General features: G+C 68.9%; 23 protein-coding genes and 1 riboswitch. Of the genes, 6 read left to right on the top strand and 17 right to left on the bottom strand.

Translation table 11 applies throughout. The features are described from left to right. Nucleotides 1-97 precede the first annotated feature (97 nt). Entirely contained in the window at nucleotides 98-934 is an 837-nt protein-coding gene (locus ACWGE0_RS38050) for an AsnC family protein (protein WP_452265721.1), read from the top strand. On the opposite strand, the gene ACWGE0_RS38045 is transcribed toward ACWGE0_RS38050, so the two are convergent. Beyond that, entirely contained in the window at nucleotides 931-1,701 is a 771-nt protein-coding gene (locus ACWGE0_RS38045; protein WP_452265720.1) for an inositol monophosphatase family protein, read from the bottom strand. The two genes, ACWGE0_RS38050 and ACWGE0_RS38045, sit on opposite strands and share 4 nt — an antisense overlap. Nucleotides 1,702-1,753: 52 nt before the next feature. Between ACWGE0_RS38045 and ACWGE0_RS38040 the strand changes: the two genes are divergently transcribed. Further along, on the top strand, nucleotides 1,754-2,653 hold the full coding sequence (locus tag ACWGE0_RS38040) for a LysR family transcriptional regulator (RefSeq protein WP_452265719.1): 900 nt from the start codon (nucleotides 1,754-1,756) through the stop codon (nucleotides 2,651-2,653). Here the strand turns inward: ACWGE0_RS38040 and ACWGE0_RS38035 are convergent. The 5 genes from ACWGE0_RS38035 to ACWGE0_RS38015 form a co-directional block, all read right to left on the bottom strand. After that, nucleotides 2,642-3,247 carry an NAD(P)-dependent oxidoreductase gene (locus ACWGE0_RS38035; RefSeq protein WP_452265718.1) on the bottom strand — a complete coding sequence of 202 codons (606 nt, stop codon included), beginning with the start codon at nucleotides 3,245-3,247 and terminating at the stop codon, nucleotides 2,642-2,644. The genes ACWGE0_RS38040 and ACWGE0_RS38035 overlap by 12 nt on opposite strands. Nucleotides 3,248-3,320: 73 nt before the next feature. Beyond that, nucleotides 3,321-4,205, bottom strand: coding sequence for an RluA family pseudouridine synthase (locus ACWGE0_RS38030; RefSeq protein ID WP_452265776.1), 885 nt, complete (start codon nucleotides 4,203-4,205; stop codon nucleotides 3,321-3,323). 147 nt (nucleotides 4,206-4,352) lie between these two features. After that, on the bottom strand, nucleotides 4,353-5,093 hold the full coding sequence (lspA, locus tag ACWGE0_RS38025; RefSeq protein ID WP_452265717.1) for a signal peptidase II: 741 nt from the start codon (nucleotides 5,091-5,093) through the stop codon (nucleotides 4,353-4,355). Nucleotides 5,094-5,116: 23 nt separating this feature from the next. Continuing rightward, on the bottom strand, nucleotides 5,117-6,448 hold the full coding sequence (locus ACWGE0_RS38020; protein WP_452265716.1) for an aminotransferase class V-fold PLP-dependent enzyme: 1,332 nt from the start codon (nucleotides 6,446-6,448) through the stop codon (nucleotides 5,117-5,119). A 37-nt stretch (nucleotides 6,449-6,485) separates the two neighbouring features. Beyond that, a riboswitch (SAM riboswitch) is annotated at nucleotides 6,486-6,600 on the bottom strand. A gap of 72 nt (nucleotides 6,601-6,672) precedes the next feature. After that, entirely contained in the window at nucleotides 6,673-8,160 is a 1,488-nt protein-coding gene (locus ACWGE0_RS38015) for a potassium/proton antiporter (protein ID WP_452265715.1), read from the bottom strand. Nucleotides 8,161-8,290: 130 nt separating this feature from the next. Here ACWGE0_RS38015 and ACWGE0_RS38010 point away from each other — a divergent pair, with 130 nt between their 5' ends. Continuing rightward, nucleotides 8,291-9,226, top strand: coding sequence for a M28 family metallopeptidase (locus tag ACWGE0_RS38010; RefSeq protein WP_452265714.1), 936 nt, complete (start codon nucleotides 8,291-8,293; stop codon nucleotides 9,224-9,226). Here the strand turns inward: ACWGE0_RS38010 and ACWGE0_RS38005 are convergent, their stop codons facing one another. Next, complete coding sequence (locus ACWGE0_RS38005; RefSeq protein WP_452265713.1) at nucleotides 9,227-9,763, bottom strand: TetR/AcrR family transcriptional regulator; 537 nt, start codon at nucleotides 9,761-9,763, stop codon at nucleotides 9,227-9,229. A gap of 59 nt (nucleotides 9,764-9,822) precedes the next feature. Here ACWGE0_RS38005 and ACWGE0_RS38000 point away from each other — a divergent pair, with 59 nt between their 5' ends. Continuing rightward, entirely contained in the window at nucleotides 9,823-10,290 is a 468-nt protein-coding gene (locus tag ACWGE0_RS38000; RefSeq protein WP_452265712.1) for an SRPBCC family protein, read from the top strand. On the opposite strand, the gene ACWGE0_RS37995 is transcribed toward ACWGE0_RS38000, so the two are convergent. From ACWGE0_RS37995 to ileS, 4 genes are all read right to left on the bottom strand, one after another. Beyond that, nucleotides 10,263-11,243 (bottom strand): hypothetical protein, encoded by a 981-nt coding sequence (locus ACWGE0_RS37995; RefSeq protein WP_452265711.1) that lies wholly within the window; start codon nucleotides 11,241-11,243, stop codon nucleotides 10,263-10,265. The two genes, ACWGE0_RS38000 and ACWGE0_RS37995, sit on opposite strands and share 28 nt — an antisense overlap. Nucleotides 11,244-11,539: 296 nt before the next feature. Beyond that, nucleotides 11,540-12,478, bottom strand: coding sequence for a hypothetical protein (locus ACWGE0_RS37990; protein ID WP_452265710.1), 939 nt, complete (start codon nucleotides 12,476-12,478; stop codon nucleotides 11,540-11,542). Then, on the bottom strand, nucleotides 12,475-13,407 hold the full coding sequence (locus tag ACWGE0_RS37985; RefSeq protein ID WP_452265709.1) for a hypothetical protein: 933 nt from the start codon (nucleotides 13,405-13,407) through the stop codon (nucleotides 12,475-12,477). Before ACWGE0_RS37985 ends, ACWGE0_RS37990 begins: the two co-directional genes overlap by 4 nt. 116 nt (nucleotides 13,408-13,523) lie before the next feature. Further along, a complete protein-coding gene (gene ileS / locus ACWGE0_RS37980; RefSeq protein WP_452265708.1) occupies nucleotides 13,524-16,628 on the bottom strand; it encodes an isoleucine--tRNA ligase in 3,105 nt (1,034 codons plus the stop codon). 243 nt (nucleotides 16,629-16,871) lie between these two features. On the opposite strand from ileS, the gene ACWGE0_RS37975 reads away from it, so the two are divergent. Together ACWGE0_RS37975 and ACWGE0_RS37970 are read left to right on the top strand one after the other, a co-directional pair. After that, nucleotides 16,872-17,216, top strand: a complete 345-nt coding sequence (locus ACWGE0_RS37975) for a DoxX family protein (RefSeq protein ID WP_452265707.1) — start codon at nucleotides 16,872-16,874, stop codon at nucleotides 17,214-17,216. Beyond that, nucleotides 17,213-18,367, top strand: coding sequence for a BTAD domain-containing putative transcriptional regulator (locus tag ACWGE0_RS37970; protein WP_452265706.1), 1,155 nt, complete (start codon nucleotides 17,213-17,215; stop codon nucleotides 18,365-18,367). Before ACWGE0_RS37975 ends, ACWGE0_RS37970 begins: the two co-directional genes overlap by 4 nt. A gap of 3 nt (nucleotides 18,368-18,370) precedes the next feature. Here ACWGE0_RS37970 and ACWGE0_RS37965 read toward each other — a convergent pair whose 3' ends face one another. The 6 genes from ACWGE0_RS37965 to pgeF form a co-directional block, all read right to left on the bottom strand. Beyond that, the gene (locus ACWGE0_RS37965; protein WP_452265705.1) at nucleotides 18,371-18,886 is read right to left on the bottom strand and encodes a hypothetical protein; all 516 of its coding nucleotides are present in this window, start codon (nucleotides 18,884-18,886) and stop codon (nucleotides 18,371-18,373) included. Between the two features lie 15 nt (nucleotides 18,887-18,901). After that, complete coding sequence (wag31, locus tag ACWGE0_RS37960) at nucleotides 18,902-19,717, bottom strand: DivIVA-like cell division protein Wag31 (RefSeq protein WP_319969429.1); 816 nt, start codon at nucleotides 19,715-19,717, stop codon at nucleotides 18,902-18,904. A 47-nt stretch (nucleotides 19,718-19,764) separates the two neighbouring features. After that, nucleotides 19,765-20,043: a YggT family protein gene (locus ACWGE0_RS37955; RefSeq protein WP_035914134.1), complete on the bottom strand. Its 279-nt coding sequence runs from the start codon at nucleotides 20,041-20,043 to the stop codon at nucleotides 19,765-19,767. 18 nt (nucleotides 20,044-20,061) lie between these two features. Next, the gene (gene sepF / locus ACWGE0_RS37950) at nucleotides 20,062-20,715 is read right to left on the bottom strand and encodes a cell division protein SepF (protein ID WP_452265704.1); all 654 of its coding nucleotides are present in this window, start codon (nucleotides 20,713-20,715) and stop codon (nucleotides 20,062-20,064) included. 67 nt (nucleotides 20,716-20,782) lie between these two features. Further along, complete coding sequence (locus tag ACWGE0_RS37945; RefSeq protein WP_452265703.1) at nucleotides 20,783-21,481, bottom strand: YggS family pyridoxal phosphate-dependent enzyme; 699 nt, start codon at nucleotides 21,479-21,481, stop codon at nucleotides 20,783-20,785. Then, a complete protein-coding gene (pgeF, locus tag ACWGE0_RS37940; protein WP_452265702.1) occupies nucleotides 21,478-22,182 on the bottom strand; it encodes a peptidoglycan editing factor PgeF in 705 nt (234 codons plus the stop codon). The genes ACWGE0_RS37945 and pgeF overlap by 4 nt, the downstream gene beginning before the upstream one ends. Nucleotides 22,183-22,402 lie beyond the last annotated feature (220 nt).

The following is a 22,402-nucleotide window of genomic DNA, read 5'->3' as shown; positions in this document are numbered from 1 at the left end:
GCAGGCCGACACCCCGTGACGAACCTCGCCCAGCTGATGATCTCCGACCAGCCGGGCGGTGACGCGAAGATCGTGAGCGGAAGGTAGCGTTCGACACGTGGTGGCCCCTGATCCCGTAGACGCTCGCTTGCTCGCCGTCCTGGCCGAGTCGGGCCGCGCCGCCGTGCACGAGATCGCCCAGCGGCTGGGCATGGACCCGCGCGAAGCCGCCATGCGCCTGATCACGCTCTCCGGCAGCGGCCTGCCCCTGCTGGTCGGCGTCGAGGGCGACCCGAACGGCCTGCGCAGGGCGCTGGCGAACGCCGCCGCGTACGGCAACTACATGGGCCCGCCTCCGTCCGGCCCGTACGCCGTGCACCAGAGCGGCCCGCACCAGGTCGCCCCGCAGCAGCAGATGCCGTACCAGCAGAACCCGGCCAGCCAGCCGTTCCCCGCCCAGCCGCAGGTCACCTGGGGTCCGCCCCAGTCGGCGGGCTGGGTGCGCGCGGACCAGCCGCAGCCCAAGCCCGTCTCGCGCACCGGCAAGATCGGCACCGCGCTCGAGGCCGACAGCATGGAGGGCGCGCGCCTCTCGATCCAGCTGATCGAGGTGGTCGACCCGGCCGACTTCCTGTTCACCGCGGCCGGCTACAAGCTCGCCGAGGGCGAACGCTCCGTCGTCGTGCACACCGAGGTGACGAACACCTCGCAGGTCGCCTACACCTCGCTGCCGGACATGTACCTCGTCCTGGTCACCAAGACCGGCGAGACCGTGACCAAGGCGCCGGTGTCGTTGTCGTCGCGCCCGGCGCACAAGCTCGGCGTGTCGCCGGGCGAGACCGCCGGTGGCCACACCGTGTTCGTGCTGCCGGACGCGACCGAGGTGATCCAGGTCCGCTGGAGCGTCCGCCCTGAGGTCGACCTCAACACCCTGGTCTGGACCGTCGAGGACTAGGACTCACCGAGCACCTTCAACGCCGCGGCGTGCACACCCGGTGCGGCGGCGAGGTACTCACGAGTGGTCAGCTCCCACGGGTTGCCGTCGAGATCCGTGACGACACCGCCTGCTTCCTGCACCAACAACACACCGGACGCGTGCGCGCGCACGTTGTCGTACTGCCAGTGCAGGTCCATCCGTCCCGCGGCGACCTGGGCGAGCTGATGGGTCACCGGCACGGAGATCCGGACGTAGAGAGCCTCCTTGGCCATCGCGCTGTACGAGGCACCGACCCGGTCCGCCATCTCCGGTCCCTGCCCCGGCTGGGCCTGACCCGTGCCGGCCAGCGCGCCGTCCAGCGCGGTCTTGCCGGACACCTGCAGCCGGACGCCGTTGAGGAACGCGCCGCCGCCCTCCTCTGCCGTGAACATCTCGTCGAACAGCGGGAAGTACACGACCGCCAGCACCGGCCGGCCGTCGCGGACCAGGCTCACGCCGATGTTCCAGTCGGTCATGCCGTGGACCGCGTTCATGTTGCCGCCCACCGGATCCACGAGCCACCACTCGCCTGACTCCAGCGGACCGGAGCCGTGCTCGTCGTTGAGCCATTGGGCGCCGGGGCGGATCTGGGCCAGCTCCGGCCCCAGCAGGTCGACGACGGCCGCGTCGTTGGCACGGACCGCCGCGAGGAGCTCGACGAGGCCGGACGTGCGTGACTCCGTCGAGTACCGCTTCAGCATTCGAGCTCCGGCGCGGCGGACGGCGGCGGTGGTGGCGGCGAGCATGGCTTCTCCAATTGAGTCAGACGCAATTTGCGGGTCAGTACGATTTACCGTCATGCAAGCGGATCTGAACCTGCTGACCGTGCTGGACGCCCTGCTCGAAGAGGGCAGCGTCATGGGCGCGGCCGAGCGGCTGCACCTGTCGTCACCCGCGGTCAGCCGGACGCTCGGACGGATCAGAAAGGTGACCGGCGACGACATCCTGGTGCGGACCGGCCACTCGATGACGCCGACGCCGTACGCGCTCGGCATCGCCGAAGAGGTGCATCGGCTGGTGCGGCAGGCCAACGCGGTGCTCGCGCCGAGCCGTGAGCTGGACGTCGCGGACCTGGAGCGCACCTTCACGATCCAGTGCCACGACGCGCTCGCGTCGTCGGTGGTCCCCGTGCTGATCGGCAGGATCGCGGAGCAGGCACCCGGCGTGCGGCTGCGGGTGCTCGCCGAGCACTCCGCCGACACCGACGACCTGCGGCGCGGCCGGATCGACCTCGAACTCGGCGGCGGCAGCCCGGATCTTCCCGAGTTCCGCACCGAGACGCTCGGCACCGATCCGCTGGCCGTGGTCCTGCGCTCCGGCCATCCGGGGGCCGACGACCTCGACCTGCCCGCCTACGCGGCGCATCCGCACGTCGTTGTCTCCCGGCGCGGCCGTCTCACCGCCCCGATCGACGACCTGCTGGAAGCGGCTGGGCTGCACCGCAGGGTGATCGCCACCGTGGCGACCGTCCACTCGGCGTTGCAGATCGCGGCCGCGAGCGATGCCCTGGTCACCACCACGGCGATCCTCTGCCGCCCGTTGATCGAGGCGTTCGGACTGGTCACCCGGCCGCTGCCGGCCGAGTCCCCGGAGGCGCCGATCAACTGCATCTGGCACCAGCGCTACGACTCCGACCTCGCCCACGCGTGGCTCCGCGATCAGGTGCGAGCGACGGTCGCCGAGGCCCTAAGCGCTTAGCGGCAACGCGACGACGCCGGGAAAGCGCGGCTCCTCAGCCTCGTCGAGCATGGCCGCGGCGACCGTCTCGCGGCTGACCTTGGCGCCGAGGTCGAACGGCGGCGCGGCGTCCAGGCCGACCGTGCGCCGGGCGAGGCTCTCGGGTTCGTCGCTGAGCACCCCGGCGTGGAAGACGGTGCCACCGGCGGCGAGAACGGCGTTGTCCGCCGCGATCTTGTCCGGGATCCGGTCGCCCATCACCTTCCAGAGCACCGCGGCACCCCCGCCCGCCGCATCGGCGGACGCACCCGTGCCGTAAGCGCCGAGCCAGATGATCCGCCGCGGTTCGGCCGCGACGACCGCCTTGGCGCCGTCGTGCAGGACGCCGGCGACGTCCGTGCCTAGACCGGACAGCACGACGGAGTCCGCGCCGACGACCGCGGCGATGCTCGCCGGGTCGCTCACGTCGCCCGCGACCTTGCGCAGGTTCGGGTGGTCGAGGCTGATCCGCCCGGGATCGCGGGCGATCGCCGTGACGGTGTGGCCGCGCTCCAGAGCCTGACGGGTGAGTGCGAGACCGGTCCGGCCGGCGGCTGCGAGGACGATGAGGTTCATGCCGAGAACGCTAGGCACGCCACCGATTAACATCAAATGAAAGCTCGTCAACCGATGATTTACCCAGACGCAATCAGCCCTCGTCGCGCAGCTTCTCCAGCGCCGAGGCCAGGTCCTCCGGGTACTCCGAGGTGAACGTGACCCACTGCCCGTCCGCCGGGTGGTGGAACCCGAGCTGCCGGGCGTGCAGCCACTGCCGCGAGACGCCGAGCCGCTTGGACAACGTCGGGTCGGCCCCGTACGTCAGGTCGCCCACGCACGGGTGGTGCAGCGCGGAGAAGTGCACGCGGATCTGGTGCGTGCGGCCGGTTTCCAGATGGACCTCGACCAGCGAGGCCGCCCGGAACGCCTCCATCACCTCGTAGTGCGTGATCGAGGGCTTGCCGGAGTTCATCACGGCGAACTTGTAGTCGTGCTTGGGATGCCGGTCGATCGGCGCGTCGATGGTGCCCTTGATCGGATCCGGATGGCCCTGCACGATCGCGTGGTAGACCTTCTCGACGGTCCGCTCCTTGAAGGCGTGCTTCAAAGCGGAGTACGCGGACTCGGACTTCGCGACGACCATCACGCCGGTGGTGCCGACGTCGAGCCGGTGCACGACACCCTGCCGCTCGGCCGCACCCGAGGTGGCAACCCGGTGTCCGGAGGCGACCAGCCCACCCACGACGGTCGGGCCGGTCCAGCCCGGTGACGGGTGTACCGCGACGCCAACGGGCTTGTCGATGACGATGATGTCGTCGTCCTCGTGCAGGATGATCATGCCCTCGACCGGGATCGCCTGGACCGTGACCGGCTGCGGCGGAGCGGGGAGGGTGATCTCCAGCATCGCCCCTGCCACCAGCCGGTCGGACTTGCCCACGACCCGGCCGTCGATCAGCACGTCGTCGGCATCGGCGATGGCCGCGATGACGGTGCGCGACAGGCCCAGGAGCTTCGCGAGGCCGGCGTCGACACGCATGCCTTCCAAACCGTCGGGAATCGGCAGCGTTCGGTATCCGCTCACGCGGGGCCTCGACCTTCTTCTGGCTGGGGTACGCCTCACGGCGCCGGGGCCGGAGTTCGCCTCCGACCGCGCCAGGCAGAACCCTGAATTTACCAGCAGCCGCTACTTCGGCTCAGCCAGCCCGTCCGGCTCCACCGGGGCCGGAGCGTCCTTGTGCACCGTTCCGTCGTAGTCGTGCTGCATCAGCGCCAGGATGATGATGGTCGCGCCACCGGAGACGATCGCCATGTCGGCGACGTTGAACACCGGCCACACGCGCCCGAACGGGTCGAACAGCGACAGGAAGTCCACCACGTGGCCGCGCATCGGCCCCGGCTCGCGGAAGAGGCGGTCGGCGAGGTTGCCGACGGCACCTCCCAGCACCAGGCCGAGACCGACGGCCCAGCCCTGGGAGCGGAGGTTGCGCGAGATCCAGAAGATGAACCCGGCGACGCCCAGCGCGATCAGCGCGAGGATCCACGTCATGCCCTCGGCCAGCCCGAAGGCGGCACCGGGGTTGCGGACGAACGTCAGGTACAGCACGCCGCCGAACAGCTTGATCGGCTCGGAGTCCTCCAGGAACGCCACGGACACGACCTTGGTGAGCACGTCCAGGGCCAGCACACCGGCCGCCAGGATCGCGAGGGTCTTGGTCCGCGGTTCCGGCAACGACCCGGTGATCGAGAACTCGACCTCGTCGTCCTCCGCCTTCGCAGGGGACTCCGCCGGCTTCTCCTCGACGACCGGTTTCTCGGCCTCGACGGCGGGTCCCTCGACCGTCGCAGGCTCGCTGACCTGCTCTTCAGCAGGCTTCTCAGCGGCCTTGCCGGAGACCTTCTCCGCGGCCTTGGACTCGTCACTCACCACGTCATTGTCCACTAACGGGACTACGCGAGGAACGGCGGCAGGGTTCGGTTGTCGTCCTCGGGAACCCAGCGGCCGTCGCGCTGCGTGTAGGTCCACTTCGGACCTTCGGTGACCAGAGTGCGCAGCGCCGCCACCAAACGATCCACGTGCTCGGCCGTCGTGCCGAGGCCGATCGACGCCCGCACAGCGCGTTCCTCGTGCGAACCGACCTGCTTGACCAGGCGACCCACGATCACATGCGCGCAGAAGGCGCCGTCGCGCACGCCGATGCCGTACTCCGCGGACAGCGCCGCCGCGAGGAAGCCCGCGTCGAAGCCGGAGATCGTGAAGCTGACGACGCCGACCTTGTCGACGTCGGTCAGGATGGCCAGCTCGCGGAAGCCGGGGATCGTGCGCAGGCCGTCCTGCAGCCGGGCCAGCAGCTCCTGCTCGTGCGCGACCGTCTGCTCCCAGTGCCGCGAAAGGATCTCGCAGGCCGCGGCCAGCGCGTGCACGCCGACGACGTTCGGGCTGCCGGCCTCGTGCCGCTCGGGCACCGCGGACCAGGCCACGCCGAGGCGGTCACCGTGGTCGGTCACCTTCGACGTCGCGCCGCCGCCGACCAGGTACGGCTGGGCCTGCTGCAACCAGTCGGCGCGGCCCACCAGCACGCCCGCACCGAACGGCGCGTAGATCTTGTGGCCGGAGAACGCGATGTAGTCGACGCCCAGCTCGCGGACGTTGATCGGGCGGTGCGGGGCGAGCTGCGCGGCGTCGAGCGCGATCCGCGCACCGTGCCGGCGGGCGACCTTCGCGAGCTCCGCGACCGGCCACAGCTCCCCCGTGACGTTGGACGCCCCGGTGACGATCACGAACCGAGGGCCGACCGGGGCGGCGGCCAGAGCCCGGTCCAGTGCGACTACCGCAGCACCGGACGAGGACGGAGCGGGGACGCGCTGAACGTTCGGGCCGCGCCACGGCAGCAGAGCAGCGTGGTGCTCGCTGTCGAACAGGACGACGGCGGTGTTCTTGGGAACGCTGCGCGCCAACAGGTTCAGCGAATCGGTGGTGTTGCGGGTGAAGACGACGGCGTCGGAGGAGTGCGCCCCGACGAACTTGCGGATGCGGTCGCGGGCCTGCTCGTAGACGCGGGTCGAGACCTGGGAGGCGAACCCGGCGCCGCGGTGCACGCTGGCGTACCAGGGCAGCAGCTCGTCGACGGCGTCGCGGACCTCCTGCAGACAGGGCGCGCTGGCCGCGTGGTCGAGGTTGGCGTAGCTGACGCGCTCTCCGGTGACGAGCGGAACGCGCAGGTCAACGCCGACGACAGCCGGAACGGTGGTGGCGGTGCTGGGGGTGATCGCGAGCGTCATCGAGCTGCCTCCGAGGCCAGGGGCCCCGTGTCGCGAAGGCCCGCGCTTGACCGGCGCCCCACGCGCCGGACCAGGTCCTCACCAAGGGCACCCCACCGCGGTTGGAGGGTTGCCGGCCAGCAAGCTTGGGCTTGACGCTGGCTCTCATGACCTGCCGACGACGTTAGCGGAGGGTGACCGCCTCGTCGACACCCGATCACATGCTGAGAAGCCTCGGAGACCGACTAATCGCCGGTCTCGCCCTTCCACCGGGCGTAACGACCGGCGCGGTCCACGGCACGTATGCGCCGCTCAGCGGCGTCGCGCGCTTCTTCGGTGGTGACGATGAGCAACTGGTCGTCGGTGTTGAGCCGGGTCGTCGGTTGTGGCGTGAAACTCTTCCCGCCGCGCACCACGAGGCTCACCGTGGCGCCGACCGGCAGCCGCAACTCGGTCATGTAGACGCCGTGCAGCTTCGACCCGCGCAGGATGTGCACCTGCAGCAACTCGGCGCCCAGCTCGTCCAACGGCGACGAGTCGACCTGGACCTCCTGCGCCTCCCCCGTGCGCACCAGCCCGAGGCGTCGCGCGAGGAACGGCAGCGTCGTGCCCTGCACCACGGTCAGCACGATGACCAGTACGAACACCGCGTCGACCAGCTCGCGCGCACCCTCGACGCCCTGGATCAACGGGATCAGCGCGAACACGATCGGCACCGCGCCGCGCAGCCCCGACCAGGAGAGGAACGCCTGTTCCCGCCACGGCACCTTGAACGGCAGTGAGGCGAGCACGACGGACAACGGCCGTGCCACGAACGTCAGCACCACACCCGCGATCAACGCCGGGAACAGCACGTCGAGCAACCGCGACGGTGAGGCGTAGAGGCCGAGTAAAACGAAGAGCCCGATCTGGGCGAGCCAGCCGAGACCTTCGGCGAACGAGAGGGTGTCGGCGCGGTGCGGCAGGCGGGCGTTGCCGAGAACGAGCGCGGCGACGTAGGTGGCGAGGAATCCGGACGCGTGCAGGAGATCGCCTGCGGTGTAGGCCATCACGCACACCGCCACGGTGGCGAGCGGGTACAGACCGGTGGAGGGCAACGCCGCCCGTCTCAGCCCGGCCCCGCCGAGGAAGCCCAGCGCGACGCCGATGAGCGCGCCCGCACCCAGTTCGTAGAGCACCAGCAGCGGCGCGGTCCACGAGATCGCGTCCGAGGACGCCAGCAGCACGACGGCGATGTAGACCGGCGCGTCGTTGAGGCCGGACTCCAGTTCCAGCGCACCGGTGAGCCGCGGCCCGACACCCAACGAGCGCAGGACGCTGAAGACGGCGGCCGCGTCCGTGGACGACAGCACCGCACCCCACAGCAGCGCCATCCGCCAGTCGAGGCCGAGCAGGTAGTGCAACGCAGTTCCGGTCACGGCGACGCTCACCACGACGGCCACTGTGGACAGTGCGATGCCCAGCCGCAGCGAGGACTTCACCGCCGACCACCGGGTGGTGAGCCCGCCCTCGGTCAGGATCAGCACGAGGGCCGCGATGCCGAGGGACTGGGTGAGGCCGGCGTCGTCGAAGTTGATCCCGAGCACGGACTCGCCGAGGAGCACGCCGATGCCGAGGTAGAGCAACAACGAGGGCAGGCCGAGGCGGATCGACACCCGCACCGCGATCACGGAGACCAGCAGTACGGCCGCGCCGATGCCCAGTACGACCGTGACGTCACCCACCTGGACCATTCTGGTTGATCACCACCGAATTGGACGAATCAGACGCGTTAACAACACCAGCCGTTCGCACCTACCGGGCTCATGCACGGTGGAGCATGTTGATCAGTGGCTCAATCCCAACCCTGCACGGAGTTGAACCATGAGGATCCTGATCGCGCTGGCGGCCGCCTTGATGGTGACCGGAACCACAGCAGCGCAAGCGGCCGCTCCGGCGGCCATGGCGGCACCGAACATCAACGTCGCCAACGTCCAAGCACACCTCACCCAGTTCCAGTCGATCGCGAGCGCCAACGGCGGCAACCGCGCTCATGGACGTCCGGGGTACCTGGCCTCGGTGAACTGGGTGAAGAGCAAGCTCGACGCGGCCGGCTTCACCACGCGCGTGCAGTCGTTCACCTACGGCGGCGCCACCGGCTACAACCTGATCGCGGACTACCCCGGCGGCGACGCGAACAACGTCATCATGCTGGGCGGCCACCTCGACAGCGTCACGGCGGGCCCCGGCATCAACGACAACGGCACGGGCTCCGCGACGAACCTGGAGGTCGCCCTCCAGATGAAGGCGACCGGGTTCAAGCCGACCAAGCACGTGCGGTTCGGCTGGTGGGGCGCGGAGGAACTCGGCCTGCGCGGCTCGACGGCGTATGTGAACTCGCTGTCCACCACCGAGAAGTCGAAGATCAAGGCCTACCTGAACTTCGACATGACCGGCTCGCCGAACCCCGGCTACTTCGTCTACGACGGCGCCGACGGCCAGCCCTCCGGTTCGGTGGCGCTGCAGCAGCGACTGCAGGCGGGCTTCACCTCGATCGGCGTCCAGACCGAGCTGACCAAGGTGGGCGGCCGCTCCGACCACGCGGCGTTCGCGCGGGCGAACATCCCGACCGGCGGCACCTTCACCGGCGCCGAGCAGACCAAGACCTCGGCACAGGCGCAGAAGTGGGGCGGCACGGCCGGCCAGGCCTTCGACCGCTGCTACCACCGCTCCTGCGACACCACGTCGAACGTCAACGCCACGGCGCTCGACCGCAACGCGGACGTGATCGCCTACGCGTTGTGGGCGACCGCGGCCTGATCATCTGGCTGTCAGCACCTGCACGGCCTCGTCGAGCACCGGTTCGACGAGGCCGGGCAGGGTCACCCACATCTGCGCCTGCCCCAGGTAGAGGCTGAACGCGATCAACGCGCGTTTCTTCGCGTGCTCGTGGTCGAACCCGAGCTGCTCGAACAACTCAGTCAGGTAGCCGATCCGCTTCTTCGTGACGCGCTGCAGCACCGGCGCGATCACCTCGTTCTCGGCGCCCGCCTGCAACGCCATCTCCACCGAGCCCTTGCGGGTGCGGTCGAGCACCGTCGCGAACAACGTCCTGAGCTTGTCCCGCGGGGACTTCTCCGCCTCGACCAGCTCGATGACCTTCTCGGTGTGCTCCCGCTCCCACCGCTCGACAGTCGCCTTGAGCAACGCCTCCCGGTTCGGGAAGTGGTGGTAGACGCTGCCTTTCGTGGCGCCGACGCTCGCCGCCAGCGGTTCGATCGCGACCGCGCCGAGCCCGCCTTCGGCCAGGGCTCTCAGCGCTATCTCAGTCCAGTCGTCCTGATTTCTCCGCACCACGCGTCCGTACGCTACCGTATGTTTCAGGAACATACGGCACCGTATGGAAGGGGAATCCCATGATCAAGAACGTTCACACCCGAGACCTCGGCGTGCCTGCGGGCCCGTTCGTCGGCCGCGTCCAGGAGCTGTGGCCGCCCGCCTGGGGCAAGCAGGAGTTCGACCGCCCGTTAGGTGTCGGAGCCGATGGCGGCCACGGCCCGATCCGCTACCACTGCACGGAGTTCGTCCCCGGCGAGTCGATCACCTTCGCCTTCCACGACGGCGACGGCACGCACACCCTGTCGGCTTCGGGCACCGTCCTTCGCCACGAGCTCATCGGTGACTTCGACGTCGTCAAGCGGCTGCGCTGGGCACTGGTGGTCCGCTGGCTGCACGACGCGTGCCTGGAGGACCTGTTCGACGCGTGCGAACGCGCGGCAGGCCGCGAACCCGCCGCACCAGCCCGGTGGTCGCTCTGGGTCAGGCTGGTGCGGCGCGCGTTCATGGCGACGAACCGTCAGCCGCAGCGGGAGACCGCTGGGTGACCAGTGTGGGCCGAGTCGGGCACGTAGCCGTAGACGTCACCGTTGTCCGCCAGCAAGGTCGCCCACATCCCGGTGGGAGTGTCGATCTCACCCGGCACCCTCGACACGCCGTTGCGGACGTCCTGTCCCTGCCTCGCACCGAGCACGTGCCCCGACGCGTTCGCGTCCAGCACGAAGTGGTACTCGGGGAACGAACGGACGATCTTGCCGTCCAGCCCCCATTCGACGACCACGCCGATGTGCGATCCGCTGGGCAACGACTGGCCGAAGATCCGGCCGTTGCGGATCACCTCGGCGTAGGTGGAGTAGTGCCCAGGCAACGGCTCCAGCTCCGTCATCACGCCCTCGGAGTTCCAGACGCGGCTGATGGTGCGGTTCTCCGCCCCGATCTCCCGCGCGGCCACGTTCCCGTCGTCGTCGATGCCGGCGACGAAGCGGACGAGACCGTTGCGGGTGTCCGGGAGCTCCCTCGGTGTCGTCGACCCCGCCGGCCACACCACCACGGGTCCGTACAGGGACGTCTCACTCGACAGACCCACGATGTCGCCGCGGTTGTTGATGCTCTCGCCCCACGTCTCGGTGCTACCGGCCGCGGGCTGCATGCGCTCGGTGACGCCGTTGGTGATCCGGACCACCCCGCCGGGGCCTCCGTTGCCCATCAGGACACCGGAGTTGTTGACGTCGGCGACGTTCGTCTCCCTCGCCGATCGGAAGGGCCCTCGCAACTGCCCCTTGTACCAGGTGAACGTTCCGTCCTTCAGCCATGGGTGGAAGCCGTACGACACCACCCAGTCACCGTTGTCCGACCCGCCGATCACACCGGCTGAGGTCACACCGGGTCCGATCGGCAGGTCCGTCGTGACCCAGTTGCACGCGGCGGCGTGCGCGGCGGGCGAACCCACCACGCACGCCGCCAGGAACGCCGTGCTGACCGCCAGTCCTCTGCATCTCATCGCTGCCCCCTTCTCGAGCGACGACGAGACTAGGAACCGGCGCTCACATTCCGATCACGCCCTCGTGACAGCGGCCTCCACCTCGGCGCGGTGGTCGCTCTGGGTGCGGTTGGTGCAGCGCGCGATTGTGAGCGCCGCACCAGCCGCAGCTCATCCGAACCCCCGGACGTCACTGCGCAACGCGCGGACGACTTGGCCCTGGAGGTTCCACTCGACCCAGGTCCCACCCGTGGCCTTCGTCTCGGCTTCACGACCCGATGGCCGTGTCGTCGATCCCACGGCCGCACCGCCATCGCTCAGGCGCAGCTCGCGCGAACCGGCGTGTAGGTGCCCTCGCTGTACGAGCCGCCGTACAGCGACCCGTTGTCCGCGAACTCCTCGTACACCGCGCTGCCCGGCGGCTGCTCGACGTCGCCGTTGGCGCGCCAAACGTTGGCCGGGCCGTCCGCGGTGCGACCTAAGACGTCCCCGGACGACGTGATCTCCGTGGCGTCGGCCGAGCCGGTCAGGGCGCGGACGACGTTGCCCTGCAGGTCCCACTCCACGCCGACCTGGTCGGTCCAGCCGTCGGTGGCCGAGAAACCGACGATCCGGCCGTTGCGGATGCCGTTGACCCTGGTCTCACTGTGCCCCCGCAGCGGCAGCAAGAGGGTGCGGACGTTGTTCTGGTCCCAGACGTAGGACAGCGTGGATTCCTCGGCCGAGCCGTAGCGCCAGGCGGCCACCCGGCCCTGCTCGTCGATGCCCCCGATGGTCCAGCTGGCGTTGTCGTCCGTGCCCGACACCGCCTGGGGCACCGAGGAGTCGGCCGGCCAGGTCACCATCTGGCTGTCGGAGCGGCCGACGGCCACGCCGGCGGCGTTGATGGCGGCGGCCCACGCGGAGTTGGCTCCCGGCAACGGGTTCAGCTCCACTCCTCCCCGGTGCGCCCAGCCCTCCGACGAGTTGATCAGGACCGTGCCGGAGGCGTTCACGTCGTTCGGGAACTGGCCGGGCGCCAGCGGCACCGACTCCACGGAACCGTTGTGCCACAACAGCGCCACGTCCTGCCACGGCTGAGCGACACCCAGCCCCAGCACGTAGCTGCCGTCGGCGGCGGAACCGGTGATGGCCGAGAAGATCGTGTTCGCGGGCAACGGCAGGTCCGCGGACGTCCACGTACAGGCCGCAGCCGAAGCCGGAGCGGGCGCCAGCAGGGTCGAAGCGGCCACAGCCGCGATCAGCAACGCCTTCATCGCACATCGCCCGCACAGTCGAGCATCAGCGGGGTGCGCAGCTCGGTGCCGAGCGTGCCGTAGAGGTCGCCCTCGTCGGTCACCGACACGAACGACGCGTTGACCGGCACCGGAACCGAACGGTCCGGGTTCTCCCACAACTCGGTGTCGCCCCAGGACGCCTTGCCCAGCAGGTGACCGTGAGAGTTCACCGCCAACGCGTCCGCCGCGAAGCTGAACGCACCACTCACAGCACCGGACACGTCCCAGCGCACGACCTTCGAGTCGACGGCACCGACGGCGTAGTTGCCCTGCACGGCCCGCACCTGGACGTCGCCGAGCGAGACCACCACACCGGACGGGCGGATCCAGTGCGCACCGGAAGCGGACTTCGCGAGCACCGAACCGTCGTCCGCGATGCCCACCGGCTGCCACGACGCGTCGGTTCCCGGAACCTGTTGCGGCACAGTGGAACCCGCCGGCCACACGACAGGCTTGCCGCGGGACGTGCCGAGCACGTCGCCGCGCTCGTTCAGGCTGACCGCCTGGACCTCGAACTCACCCGGTAAGCCCTGCAGCCCCTGGTAGACGTCTTCGTGCCAGCGCGACGCCGCCTTCGTGAAGGGCGAGGACAACAGCACCGTGCCGGACGAGTTCACGTCGTACGCCCAGACGGTGGTGCGGGAGAACACCAGTTGCTTGACCTGCTGCCCGCCCTTCCACACCAGGACGGTCGAGCCGTCCAGCTGCCAAAACGACCCGTTGCCCACCGAGAACGAGCCCGCCGCTGCCGCCACGTCGCCGAACCGCACGGCAGGTGGCACCGGCAACTCGACGACGTCCCAGGATCTGCACACACCCGGATCGGCCGAGGCCGTGGCAGGCGCCACCACCAGGGCCGAGAGGAGCAGTGCGCCCGCGAAGGCGCGTAATCCCCCAGAGAAAACCATCGCAATCCCCCTTGCTGTTGGTCTTGGAACGACCGTAGCGACGGGGTCTGACAATTTTCTTGAACGCACACGACGAGGGGCCGCCGTCCGAAGACGACGGCCCCTCGTTCACCCGATCAGACCTTCGCGACGGCGACCTTCACCTTGGCGCCATCACCGACCGTGCCCTCGGCAACGCCCTCGCCGAACACGACCGACGACGTCAACGTCTCCGCCTGCACGAACTCCAGGTGCGGCTCAACGGCCGATCGCACCTCGTCCGGAAGCTCCAGCGTCAGCGTGATCCGGTCGGACACGTCCAGCGCGGCGTCCTTGCGCGCCTGCTGCACCACGCGCACCAGGTCACGCGCGACGCCCTCGGCCTCCAGCTCCGGCGTCACCACCGTGTCGAGCACGACGACACCGGCGCCGCCCGGCAGAGCGGCCGTGGCAGCGGGATCCGTTGCCACCAAACGCTGTTCGTACTCACCCTCGAACAGCTCGACACCGGCGGCGACCACGTGACCGTCCACTTCGGACCAGTCACCGGCCTTGACGGCCTTGATGACCTTCTGCACGTTCGGCCCGAGCCGCGGGCCGGCCGCACGCGCGTTGACGACCAGCTGGAACTGCCCGTAGGCGTCGACGTCCGTGGACAGCGACACCTCCTTGACGTTGACCTCGTCGCGCACGATCCCGGCGAAGTCCTCCAGCGAGCCCGCCACCGGCGACGCGACCGTCAAGCGCGCCAACGGAAGCCGCACGCGTAGCTTGTTCGCCTTGCGCAGCGACAACGCCGTCGAGCAGACGTCACGCACCTCGTCCATCGCCGCCACCAGCGCGTCGTCCGCGGGCAGGTCCGACACCGACGGGAAGTCCGTCAGGTGCACCGAACGCCCACCGGTCAGCCCGCGCCACACGACCTCGGTCGTGTAAGGCAGCAACGGCGCTGTCACGCGCGTGACGACCTCCAGCACGGTGTGCAGGGTGTCGATCGCGTCCTGGTCACCGTCCCAGAACCGCTGCCGCGACCGCCGCACGTACCAGTTCGTCAGCACCTCCAGGTACTCACGCACCAGCTGGCACGCACCGGAGATGTCGTAGACGTCCATCGACGCCTGGACGTCGCGCACCAGGTCGTGCGTCTTCGCGAGCGCGTACCGGTCCAGCACGTTCTTCGAGTCGACGCGCCAGGTGCCCTCACGCCCGGAAGCGTTGGAGTACAAGGCGAGGAAGTACCAGGAGTTCCACAACGGCAGCACCGCCTGGCGCACCGCGTCCCTGATGCCGCGCTCGGTCACCACCAGGTCGCCACCGCGCAGGATCGGCGACGCCATGAGGAACCACCTCATCGCGTCCGAGCCGTCGCGGTCGAAGACCTCGTTGACGTCCGGGTAGTTCTTCAGCGACTTGGACATCTTCTGGCCGTCGTCACCGAGCACGATCCCGTGCGCCACGCAGTCGCGGAACGCGGGCCGGTCGAACAGCGCCGTCGCGAGCACGTGCAGCGTGTAGAACCAGCCGCGCGTCTGCCCGTTGTACTCGACGATGAAGTCTCCGGGGTAGTGGTTCTCGAACCACTCCGCGTTCTCGAACGGGTAGTGCACCTGCGCGAACGACATCGAGCCCGACTCGAACCAGCAGTCCAGCACGTCCGGGATGCGCCGCATGGTCGACTGACCACTCGGGTCGTCCGGGTTCGGCCGGGTCAGCTCGTCGATGAACGGCCGGTGCAGGTTGTCCGGGCGCACGCCGAAGTCGCGCTCCAGCTCGTCCAGCGACCCGTACACGTCCGTGCGCGGGAACTCGGGGTTGTCCGACGTCCACACGGGCAGCGGCGAACCCCAGTACCGGTTGCGCGAGATGTTCCAGTCGCGCGCGTTCTCGAGCCACTTGCCGAACTGGCCGTCCTTGATGTGGCCGGGCACCCAGTTGATCTCCTGGTTGAGCTCGACCATCCGGTCCTTGAACTGCGTGACCGCGACGAACCACGCCGACAGCGCGCGCTGGATCAGCGGGTTCGCACACCGCCAGCAGTGCGGGTACGGGTGGTCGTACGTCTCGTGACGCAGCAGCAGGCCCGCTTCCTTGAGGTCGCGGATGATCAGCTTGTTCGCCTCGAAGACGTGCACGCCCGCGTACGGCGTCACCTCCGCGGTGAACTTGCCGTCCGGCCCGACCGGCACGACGACCTCGATGCCCGCCGCGTCCGTCACGACCTTGTCGTCCTCACCGAACGCCGGTGCGATGTGGACGATGCCCGTGCCGTCGTCGGTGGTCACGTAGTCCGCGGTGAGCACCTGGTGCGCGTTCTCGCGGCCCACGAAGAAGTCGAACGGCGGCAGGTACTTCTTGCCGACCAGGTCCGACCCCTTGTAGCGGGCGACGACCTCGGGCTCCTCGCCCAGCTCACGCGCGTACGCCGCGACCCTGGCCTCGGCGAGCAGGTACTTGTCGCCGTCGGAGCCCACGACCGTCACGTAGTCGACGTCCGGGTGCACGGCGGCGGCCAGGTTGCTCGGCAGCGTCCACGGCGTGGTCGTCCAGACCAGGGCCTTCTCGCCGGATTCGAGGCGCAGCGCCACCGTGACGGCCGGGTCCTGCCGGTCGCGGTAGGCGTCGTCCATCTTGGTCTCGGTGTTGGACAACGGCGTCTGGCAGCGCCAGCAGTACCAGAGAACCCGGAAGCCCTCGTAGATCAAGCCCTTGTCCCACAAGGCCTTGAACGCCCACATGACGCTTTCCATGTAGTCGAGGTCGAGCGTCTTGTAGTCGTTGTCGAAGTCGACCCAGCGAGCCTGCCGCGTCACGTACTCGCGCCACTGGTCCGTGTACTGCAACACGGACGTGCGGCACGCCTCGTTGAACTTCTCGATGCCGAGCTCGTCGATCTCGTGCTTCTGCGTGATGCCCAGCTGCTTCTCGGCCTCGTACTCGGCCGGCATGCCGTGCGTGTCCCAGCCGAACCGGCGCTCGACGTGCTTGCCGCGCATCGTCTGGTAGCGCGGCACGACGTCCTTGACGTAGCCGGTCAGCAGGTGCCCGTAGTGCGGCAGACCGTTCGCGAAGGGCGGTCCGTCGTAGAAGACGAACTCGTTCGCGCCGTCGTCGCCGACCGGGTTGCGGTCGATGCTCGCCTGGAAGGTCTCGTCGTCCTTCCAGTACCCGAGCACGTCCTGCTCGAGGTTCGGAAAGGACGGCTGCGCCGGGACCTCGTTCTGTCCGGCCCTGGGGTAGGCCATCTTCACTGCTCCTCGCGGTCAGATGTGACACGCGAGGACGACACGCCGATGTGGCTCGGCGGGCCGCGGTACCACCCCGCTTGCTCACCTCGGGGGTGAGCCTCTCGTTCTTCGGCTGTGACGGGCCGGTCCCGTTCGGTTCTACTGAGGCTCTCGCCCGTTCTTCCGAAGGCTCCCCGGTGATGGCCGGATCGGTGCCTGTAGCTACAGGGTACGGATGCGCGCAAACCGTATGCTCGCCGGATGACGTTGACCATCGCGTTGTCGATCGTGCTGGCCCTGCTGTTCGTGGCGACAGGCGCGGGCAAGCTGTTCGGGGCGAAGACGTCGCTCGAGGCCCGTGACCACTTCCGCATGAACGGCGCGCTCTGGCGCACCATCGGCGCGCTGGAGTGGGCGGGCGCGGCCGGTCTGGTCGCCGGCCTGGTCACGTGGGACTGGGTGGCGCACGCGGCCACCGTCGGGCTCGGGCTGCTGATGATCGGCGCCACGGTCACCCGGCTGAGGTACGACTCGAAGCCGACCGGCGTCGTCGTGGACCTGGCGCTGCTGGCGTTGCTGATCACCCTGCTGTTCCTGGACCGGTGACGCACTCCTTCCACGTCCTCGGCACGCCAGAGGTCCGGCGCGGCACCGCCGTCGTCGAAGTGGGTCACGCACGCCAGCTGAGCGTGCTGGCCGTGCTGCTCGTGGACGTCAACCAGGTCGTCAGCGTCGACAAGCTGCTCTCACGCGTGTGGGGCGACGCACCGCCACGGCAGGCCAAAGCCGCGCTCTACAGCTACATGTCCCGGCTGCGGACCGCGCTCGACGGCATCCCGATCGTGCGCCGCTCCGGCGGGTACGTGCTGGAAGCCGACCCCGGGACCATCGACCTGCACCGCTTCCGCGCCCTCATCGCCGACGGCGACCACGGTGAAGCCGTGGCACTCGTGCGCGGCGAACCGTTCGAAGGCCTGCACGGCGCGTGGTTCGACGGACTGCGCGAGACGCTGGCCGGCGAGATCACCGCCGCCGAACTGGATCACACCGACTCCAGGCTGGCCGCGGGCGAACACCGCACCCTGGTAGCCGAACTGACCGCGCGCACGACCGAACGCCCGCTCGACGAACGCCTCGCGGGCCAGCTCATGCGCGCGTTGATCGGCGCCGACCAACGGCAAGAAGCACTGGCCCACTACTCGCAGCTCCGACGCCGGCTGGCAGACGAACTGGGCTTGGACCCCGGACCCGCGCTGAGAGATCTGCACGCGTCACTGACCCAACGTCCACAGTGGAGCCCGCGCCAGCTTCCCCCGCCGCCGTCGGGCTTCATCGGGATGGAAGCGCAGCTGGCGGCCTTGGACGAAGGCCCGATCGTCACGATCACCGGCCCCGCGGGCACCGGGAAAACGCGGCTGGCCCTGCACTGGGCACACGAACACGCCGCCGACTACCCGGACGGCCAGCTGTTCGTGGATCTGAACGGCTGCGACCCGGCCGACGTCGTCCGCGAGTTCATCACCGCCCTGGGCACCGCCCCGGACGGCATCCCGCCGGAACCACACGCGCAGACAGCGCTCTACCGCACGTTGCTGGCAGACCGGCGGATGTTGATCGTGCTCGACAACGCCGCCGACACCGCTCAGGTCGTCCCGCTGCTACCGGGAACGCCGAGGTGCCGGGTGGTCGTGACCAGCCGGGAACGGCTACCGGGCCTCGTCACCGCTCACGGCGCCCGCCCGGTAGTGCTCGGCTGAAGGTCAGCTGTCCGCGCTCACGTCGGGAGACTTCCTCCCGGCGCGGTGCCGCGACACCAGCGTCGCGTCAGGCATGCAGACGTCACACGGCGTGAACTGCAGCTGCCGTGCCTCCTGCACCGGGAGGCCCAGCGTGGGCCTCCCGGTGAGCCAGGAGCACGTGCTCAGGTGATATCGGGGCCGTTCGTCCAGCACCCGCACCTCGTCCACCAGATCGGCCACGACGAGCAGGTCCGCCGCGTCGGTGTCCTCTTCCGGTGGTTCCTCGTCAGCGGGCGGCGTGTCGGCTGTCGCCGACACCACTACCCGTTGATCATCAGCTACAGCTTGTTGATCTACACTCTGCGCGTCGGCAGCGGGGTCCCCCGGCCGTCGCCGCCACCAGTCCCAAGCCAGGACCAGGGCGGCGAGCACGCTCGCGCCCACGGACGACCACGCCCAGATCGTGTTGGACGTGGTCAATGCGGGCACGAGCAAGCCGAGGGCAGCCAGCACCAGAAGTAGAACTACGAAGAGCACCTAGTGGACAGTAGTTCAGCCCGCTTCGGCGCGTGCGCCGAAGGAGTAGCCCTGGGAACGCCCCTCGGACGGAGCGGCCGGGCCGCGGTCCTGGAGGTCGCGCAGGGACGACTCGAGCATCGTCTTCAGTCGCGTGCGGTACTCGCGCTCGAACGTCTGCAGCTTGTCGATCTGCTTCTCGAGCGTGTTCTTCTCCTGGGTGATGTTGCCCATCACCTCAGCGTGCTTGCGCTGCGCGTCCCGGTCGAGCGCGGTGGCCTTCTCACGGGCCTGCCGCTCGAGCGTCTCGGAGCGCGTACGCGCGTCGTTCAGCATGGTCTCGGCACGCGTGCGCGCCTCGTTGACCATCGTGTCGGCCTTGGCACGGGCCTCGGAGAGCAACTGCTCCGACTTCGTGCGCGCCTCGGACAGCATGCCGTCCGCCTCGGCCTTGGCCTCACCGGTGAGCCGGTCCGCCATCTCCTGGGCGAGGCCCAGGACCTTGGCGGCCTGCACGTGGTGGTCACCGCCACCACCGGGAGACGTCTGCTCCATCACGGACGGCGGCGGGACCGGCGCCAGGCGGCGCGGCTCCTCCACCGGCATACGGCTCGTCACGGGGCCGGACGAAGCCTTCACACGGGCATCGTCGAGGTCAGCACGCGCAGTCTCGAGCTGCTGGTCGAGCTGTTCGACCTGCTGACGGAGGTCGTTGTTCTCCTCGATCAAGCGGGCCAACTCGCCCTCAACCAGGTCGAGGAACGCGTCCACCTCGTCCTCGTTGTAGCCCCGCTTGCCAATCGGCGGCTTGCTGAATGCAACGTTGTGCACGTCAGCGGGGGTCAACGGCATCGGATCACCTCTCGCACTCCTGGGCTGCGGTCATCCCGGCTTCCCCGTCATGGCCTGGGATCTGCCACTTGCATCAAAATGATAACGAGCAGCCACAGCACAATAATCGATAGGTCCAGCCCGACCCCACCAATCCGCACAGTCGGGATCACCCGACGCAGTGCACGGACCGGTGGATCGGTGACCGTGTACACGGTTTCCAGCGTCACGGCTACGCCGCCCGCGGGGCGCCACTCCCTCGCGAAGGTCCGCACCAGCTCCACCACGACACGCGCGGTCAGGAACAGGGAGAACGCGAAGAGGACGTAGAAGATGACGAGACGGATCGGGTCCACGGGTCAACTCTAACCGTGGTTCCCGAACCCACTCTCCGCCAGCTTCCTGCGGTCCTCCGCCGTGACGTCAACGTTCGGCGGTGAGAGAAGGAACACCCTGCTGGTGATCTTGTCCATGGACCCGCGCAGAGCGAACGCGAGACCGGCCGAGAAGTCGACGAGACGCTTGGCGTCCGCGTCGTCCATGTCGGTCAGGTTGAGGATCACCGGAGTGCCGTCGCGGTAGTGCTCCCCGATCGTGCGCGCCTCGCTGTAGGTACGGGGGTGAAGCGTGGTGATGCGCGCCAACGGGTTTCCTACCGGTTCTGCGACCGGACGCAGCCTGCTCACGGGCTCGCGCTGCGGCTCGACGGCGAGCGCACCGTGCACCGGTGCGTCAGCAGACCAGCGCCGCGTGCTCGAGGGGCTGCCCCCGCGCCGCGACTCAGGCTCGTAGTCGTCCGACTCGTCGATGTCGGCCCGGTACCCGGAGCCAGGAAGCTCCGACCGGCCCGGCGTGAACACGCGGTTGCGCCGCGGGTAGGGGTCGTAGTCGTCGGCCTCGGCCGCGTACTCGGACCGGTAGTCGCCGTAGCGACCGCGATCGTCGTCGTAGCCGGGGTCGTCTGCGTACTCGGCGGGGACCATCCCGAAGTAGGCCTTCAGCTTGTGCAAAGCGCTCATCCCAAGCCCCTCCTCCGCGAGTTCCCCACCTAGGGACGGTGCGGACGGCCCCGAGGTTCCCGACAACCTACGGCGAGGTTAGTCGCCGGCTGCCGAGCAACGCGGTTCCGACACGCACACAGGTCGATCCGTGCGAGATGGCATCTTCCAGGTCTGCGCTCATTCCCGCTGACACACTGCTGGCAGTGGGATGATCATCACGTAGCCCTGATACCACTGACGCCAACGCTTCAAACGCCTGCGAAGGTTTCATCGTCAGAGGCGCGACAGTCATCGCACCTCGGAGAATAAGATCACCCGAACGAGTGATCACGCCAGCCAGTTCCGCCACATCAGCAACAGCACACCCACCCCGCGACGTGTCGCCGTCAATACTGACCTGCAGCAACACGTCCAACGTCTTACCCCTCACACGCGCCGCCGCAGCCAACGCCTCAGCCAGCCGGACGCTGTCCACCGAGTCGACCTGATCGGCCCACTCGACAACCGACTTGGCCTTGTTCCGCTGCAGCCGCCCGACCATGTGCCAGCGCGCCTCTGCGAGATGTCTCAATTGGCCGACCTTCGCACCGGCCTCTTGATCGCGATTCTCGGCAAAATTTCGCAACCCGAGCCCGTAAAGCAGCTCGACATCACTGGCCGGCCAGGTTTTCGTCACCGCGAGCAACGTCACTTCCGACCGCTCGCGCCCCGCAACCTCACACGCCCTGGCGATGCGCTCCTCAACCTCAGCGAGGTTCTCCCGAAGCTCTTCCTCCCGGCTCACGGCTCGATCCAAACGACCGAAGCCAACCGCCCGGTAGGCGCCTCCCGCCGGTGACTGAAGAGATCCCTCTCCTCGAACGTGCACCTAGGGTCGACCCCGATCTTCCCCACCCCAGCGCTGCCGAGCTGGTTCCACAACCCGGCCCGCAAATCCAACGCAGGCGTGCCCTTCCGCGACTTCGACGCACTACCGGGCAGATGCTTCTCAACATCCGTCTGCATCTCAGCGGGCACCTCGTAGCACTCGCCACAAACGGCAGGCCCCAACAAAACCTCGATGCGCTCCAGCTCAGCCCCCTGAGCCATCATCGCCTTGAGCGCCTCGACCACCACCCCGACACGCGCCCCGACACGCCCGGCGTGCACGGCCCCGATCACCCCGGCCTCTTGATCCCCCAGCAACACAGGCACACAGTCGGCCGTCAACACCACCAGCCCGAGACCAGCCTGTTTCGTCACAACCGCGTCCGTTGCCTCAAGCGGCTCAGCCTGCGGCCCGTCAACCGTCGCAACGGTCCGCCCGTGCACCTGCTCCATCCAGACCAACCGCTCAGGCTCCAGCCCAACACCTTCAGCAAGCCGAGCCCGGTTGGCCACCACCGCCTTCTCGTCATCCCCGACATGATCGCCAAGGTTGAACGACTCGTACGGGGCCTTGGACACGCCACCGGAGCGGGTGGTCACAACACGACGAATGCGCACCCCCACACCCTAGTTCGCACCACCCCCCACCCCCGGGCACGCCCCATCCCCGCCGATGCCGCAGGCGAGGCGACCCGATGGCGAAGCCGAGGCCCGAGGCGACGGCGAAGCCGAGCTGCCCTTGGCTTCTCGTGTGGTTCCGGTGGGTGGTCCCGTCACGAGTCGTGCCACAGCTCTGGCCGCGCACGAGGAGGGGTGTCAACTCGACACGCTTTTCGTC

Source organism: Lentzea sp. NPDC054927, assembly GCF_053610285.1.
The sequence above is the reverse complement of the archived record's forward strand: the minus strand, read 5'-3'. Positions and strand labels throughout refer to the sequence as shown.

What these genes read in the sequence shown, in the direction of transcription:
- sepF (WP_452265704.1), bottom strand. Translation starts at nt 20,715, where the DNA reads ATGAGCGCTTTGCACAAGCTGAAGGCCTACTTCGGGATGGTCCCCGCC.
- wag31 (WP_319969429.1), bottom strand. Translation starts at nt 19,717, where the DNA reads ATGCCGTTGACCCCCGCTGACGTGCACAACGTTGCATTCAGCAAGCCG.
- ACWGE0_RS38015 (WP_452265715.1), bottom strand. Translation starts at nt 8,160, where the DNA reads ATGGTCCAGGTGGGTGACGTCACGGTCGTACTGGGCATCGGCGCGGCC.
- ACWGE0_RS37975 (WP_452265707.1), top strand. Translation starts at nt 16,872, where the DNA reads ATGACGTTGACCATCGCGTTGTCGATCGTGCTGGCCCTGCTGTTCGTG.
- ACWGE0_RS38000 (WP_452265712.1), top strand. Translation starts at nt 9,823, where the DNA reads ATGATCAAGAACGTTCACACCCGAGACCTCGGCGTGCCTGCGGGCCCG.
- ACWGE0_RS38045 (WP_452265720.1), bottom strand. Translation starts at nt 1,701, where the DNA reads ATGCTCGCCGCCACCACCGCCGCCGTCCGCCGCGCCGGAGCTCGAATG.
- ACWGE0_RS38040 (WP_452265719.1), top strand. Translation starts at nt 1,754, where the DNA reads ATGCAAGCGGATCTGAACCTGCTGACCGTGCTGGACGCCCTGCTCGAA.
- ACWGE0_RS38010 (WP_452265714.1), top strand. Translation starts at nt 8,291, where the DNA reads ATGAGGATCCTGATCGCGCTGGCGGCCGCCTTGATGGTGACCGGAACC.
- ACWGE0_RS37985 (WP_452265709.1), bottom strand. Translation starts at nt 13,407, where the DNA reads ATGGTTTTCTCTGGGGGATTACGCGCCTTCGCGGGCGCACTGCTCCTC.
- ileS (WP_452265708.1), bottom strand. Translation starts at nt 16,628, where the DNA reads ATGGCCTACCCCAGGGCCGGACAGAACGAGGTCCCGGCGCAGCCGTCC.
- ACWGE0_RS37990 (WP_452265710.1), bottom strand. Translation starts at nt 12,478, where the DNA reads ATGAAGGCGTTGCTGATCGCGGCTGTGGCCGCTTCGACCCTGCTGGCG.
- ACWGE0_RS37995 (WP_452265711.1), bottom strand. Translation starts at nt 11,243, where the DNA reads ATGAGATGCAGAGGACTGGCGGTCAGCACGGCGTTCCTGGCGGCGTGC.
- ACWGE0_RS38030 (WP_452265776.1), bottom strand. Translation starts at nt 4,205, where the DNA reads ATGCGTGTCGACGCCGGCCTCGCGAAGCTCCTGGGCCTGTCGCGCACC.
- ACWGE0_RS38035 (WP_452265718.1), bottom strand. Translation starts at nt 3,247, where the DNA reads ATGAACCTCATCGTCCTCGCAGCCGCCGGCCGGACCGGTCTCGCACTC.
- ACWGE0_RS38020 (WP_452265716.1), bottom strand. Translation starts at nt 6,448, where the DNA reads ATGACGCTCGCGATCACCCCCAGCACCGCCACCACCGTTCCGGCTGTC.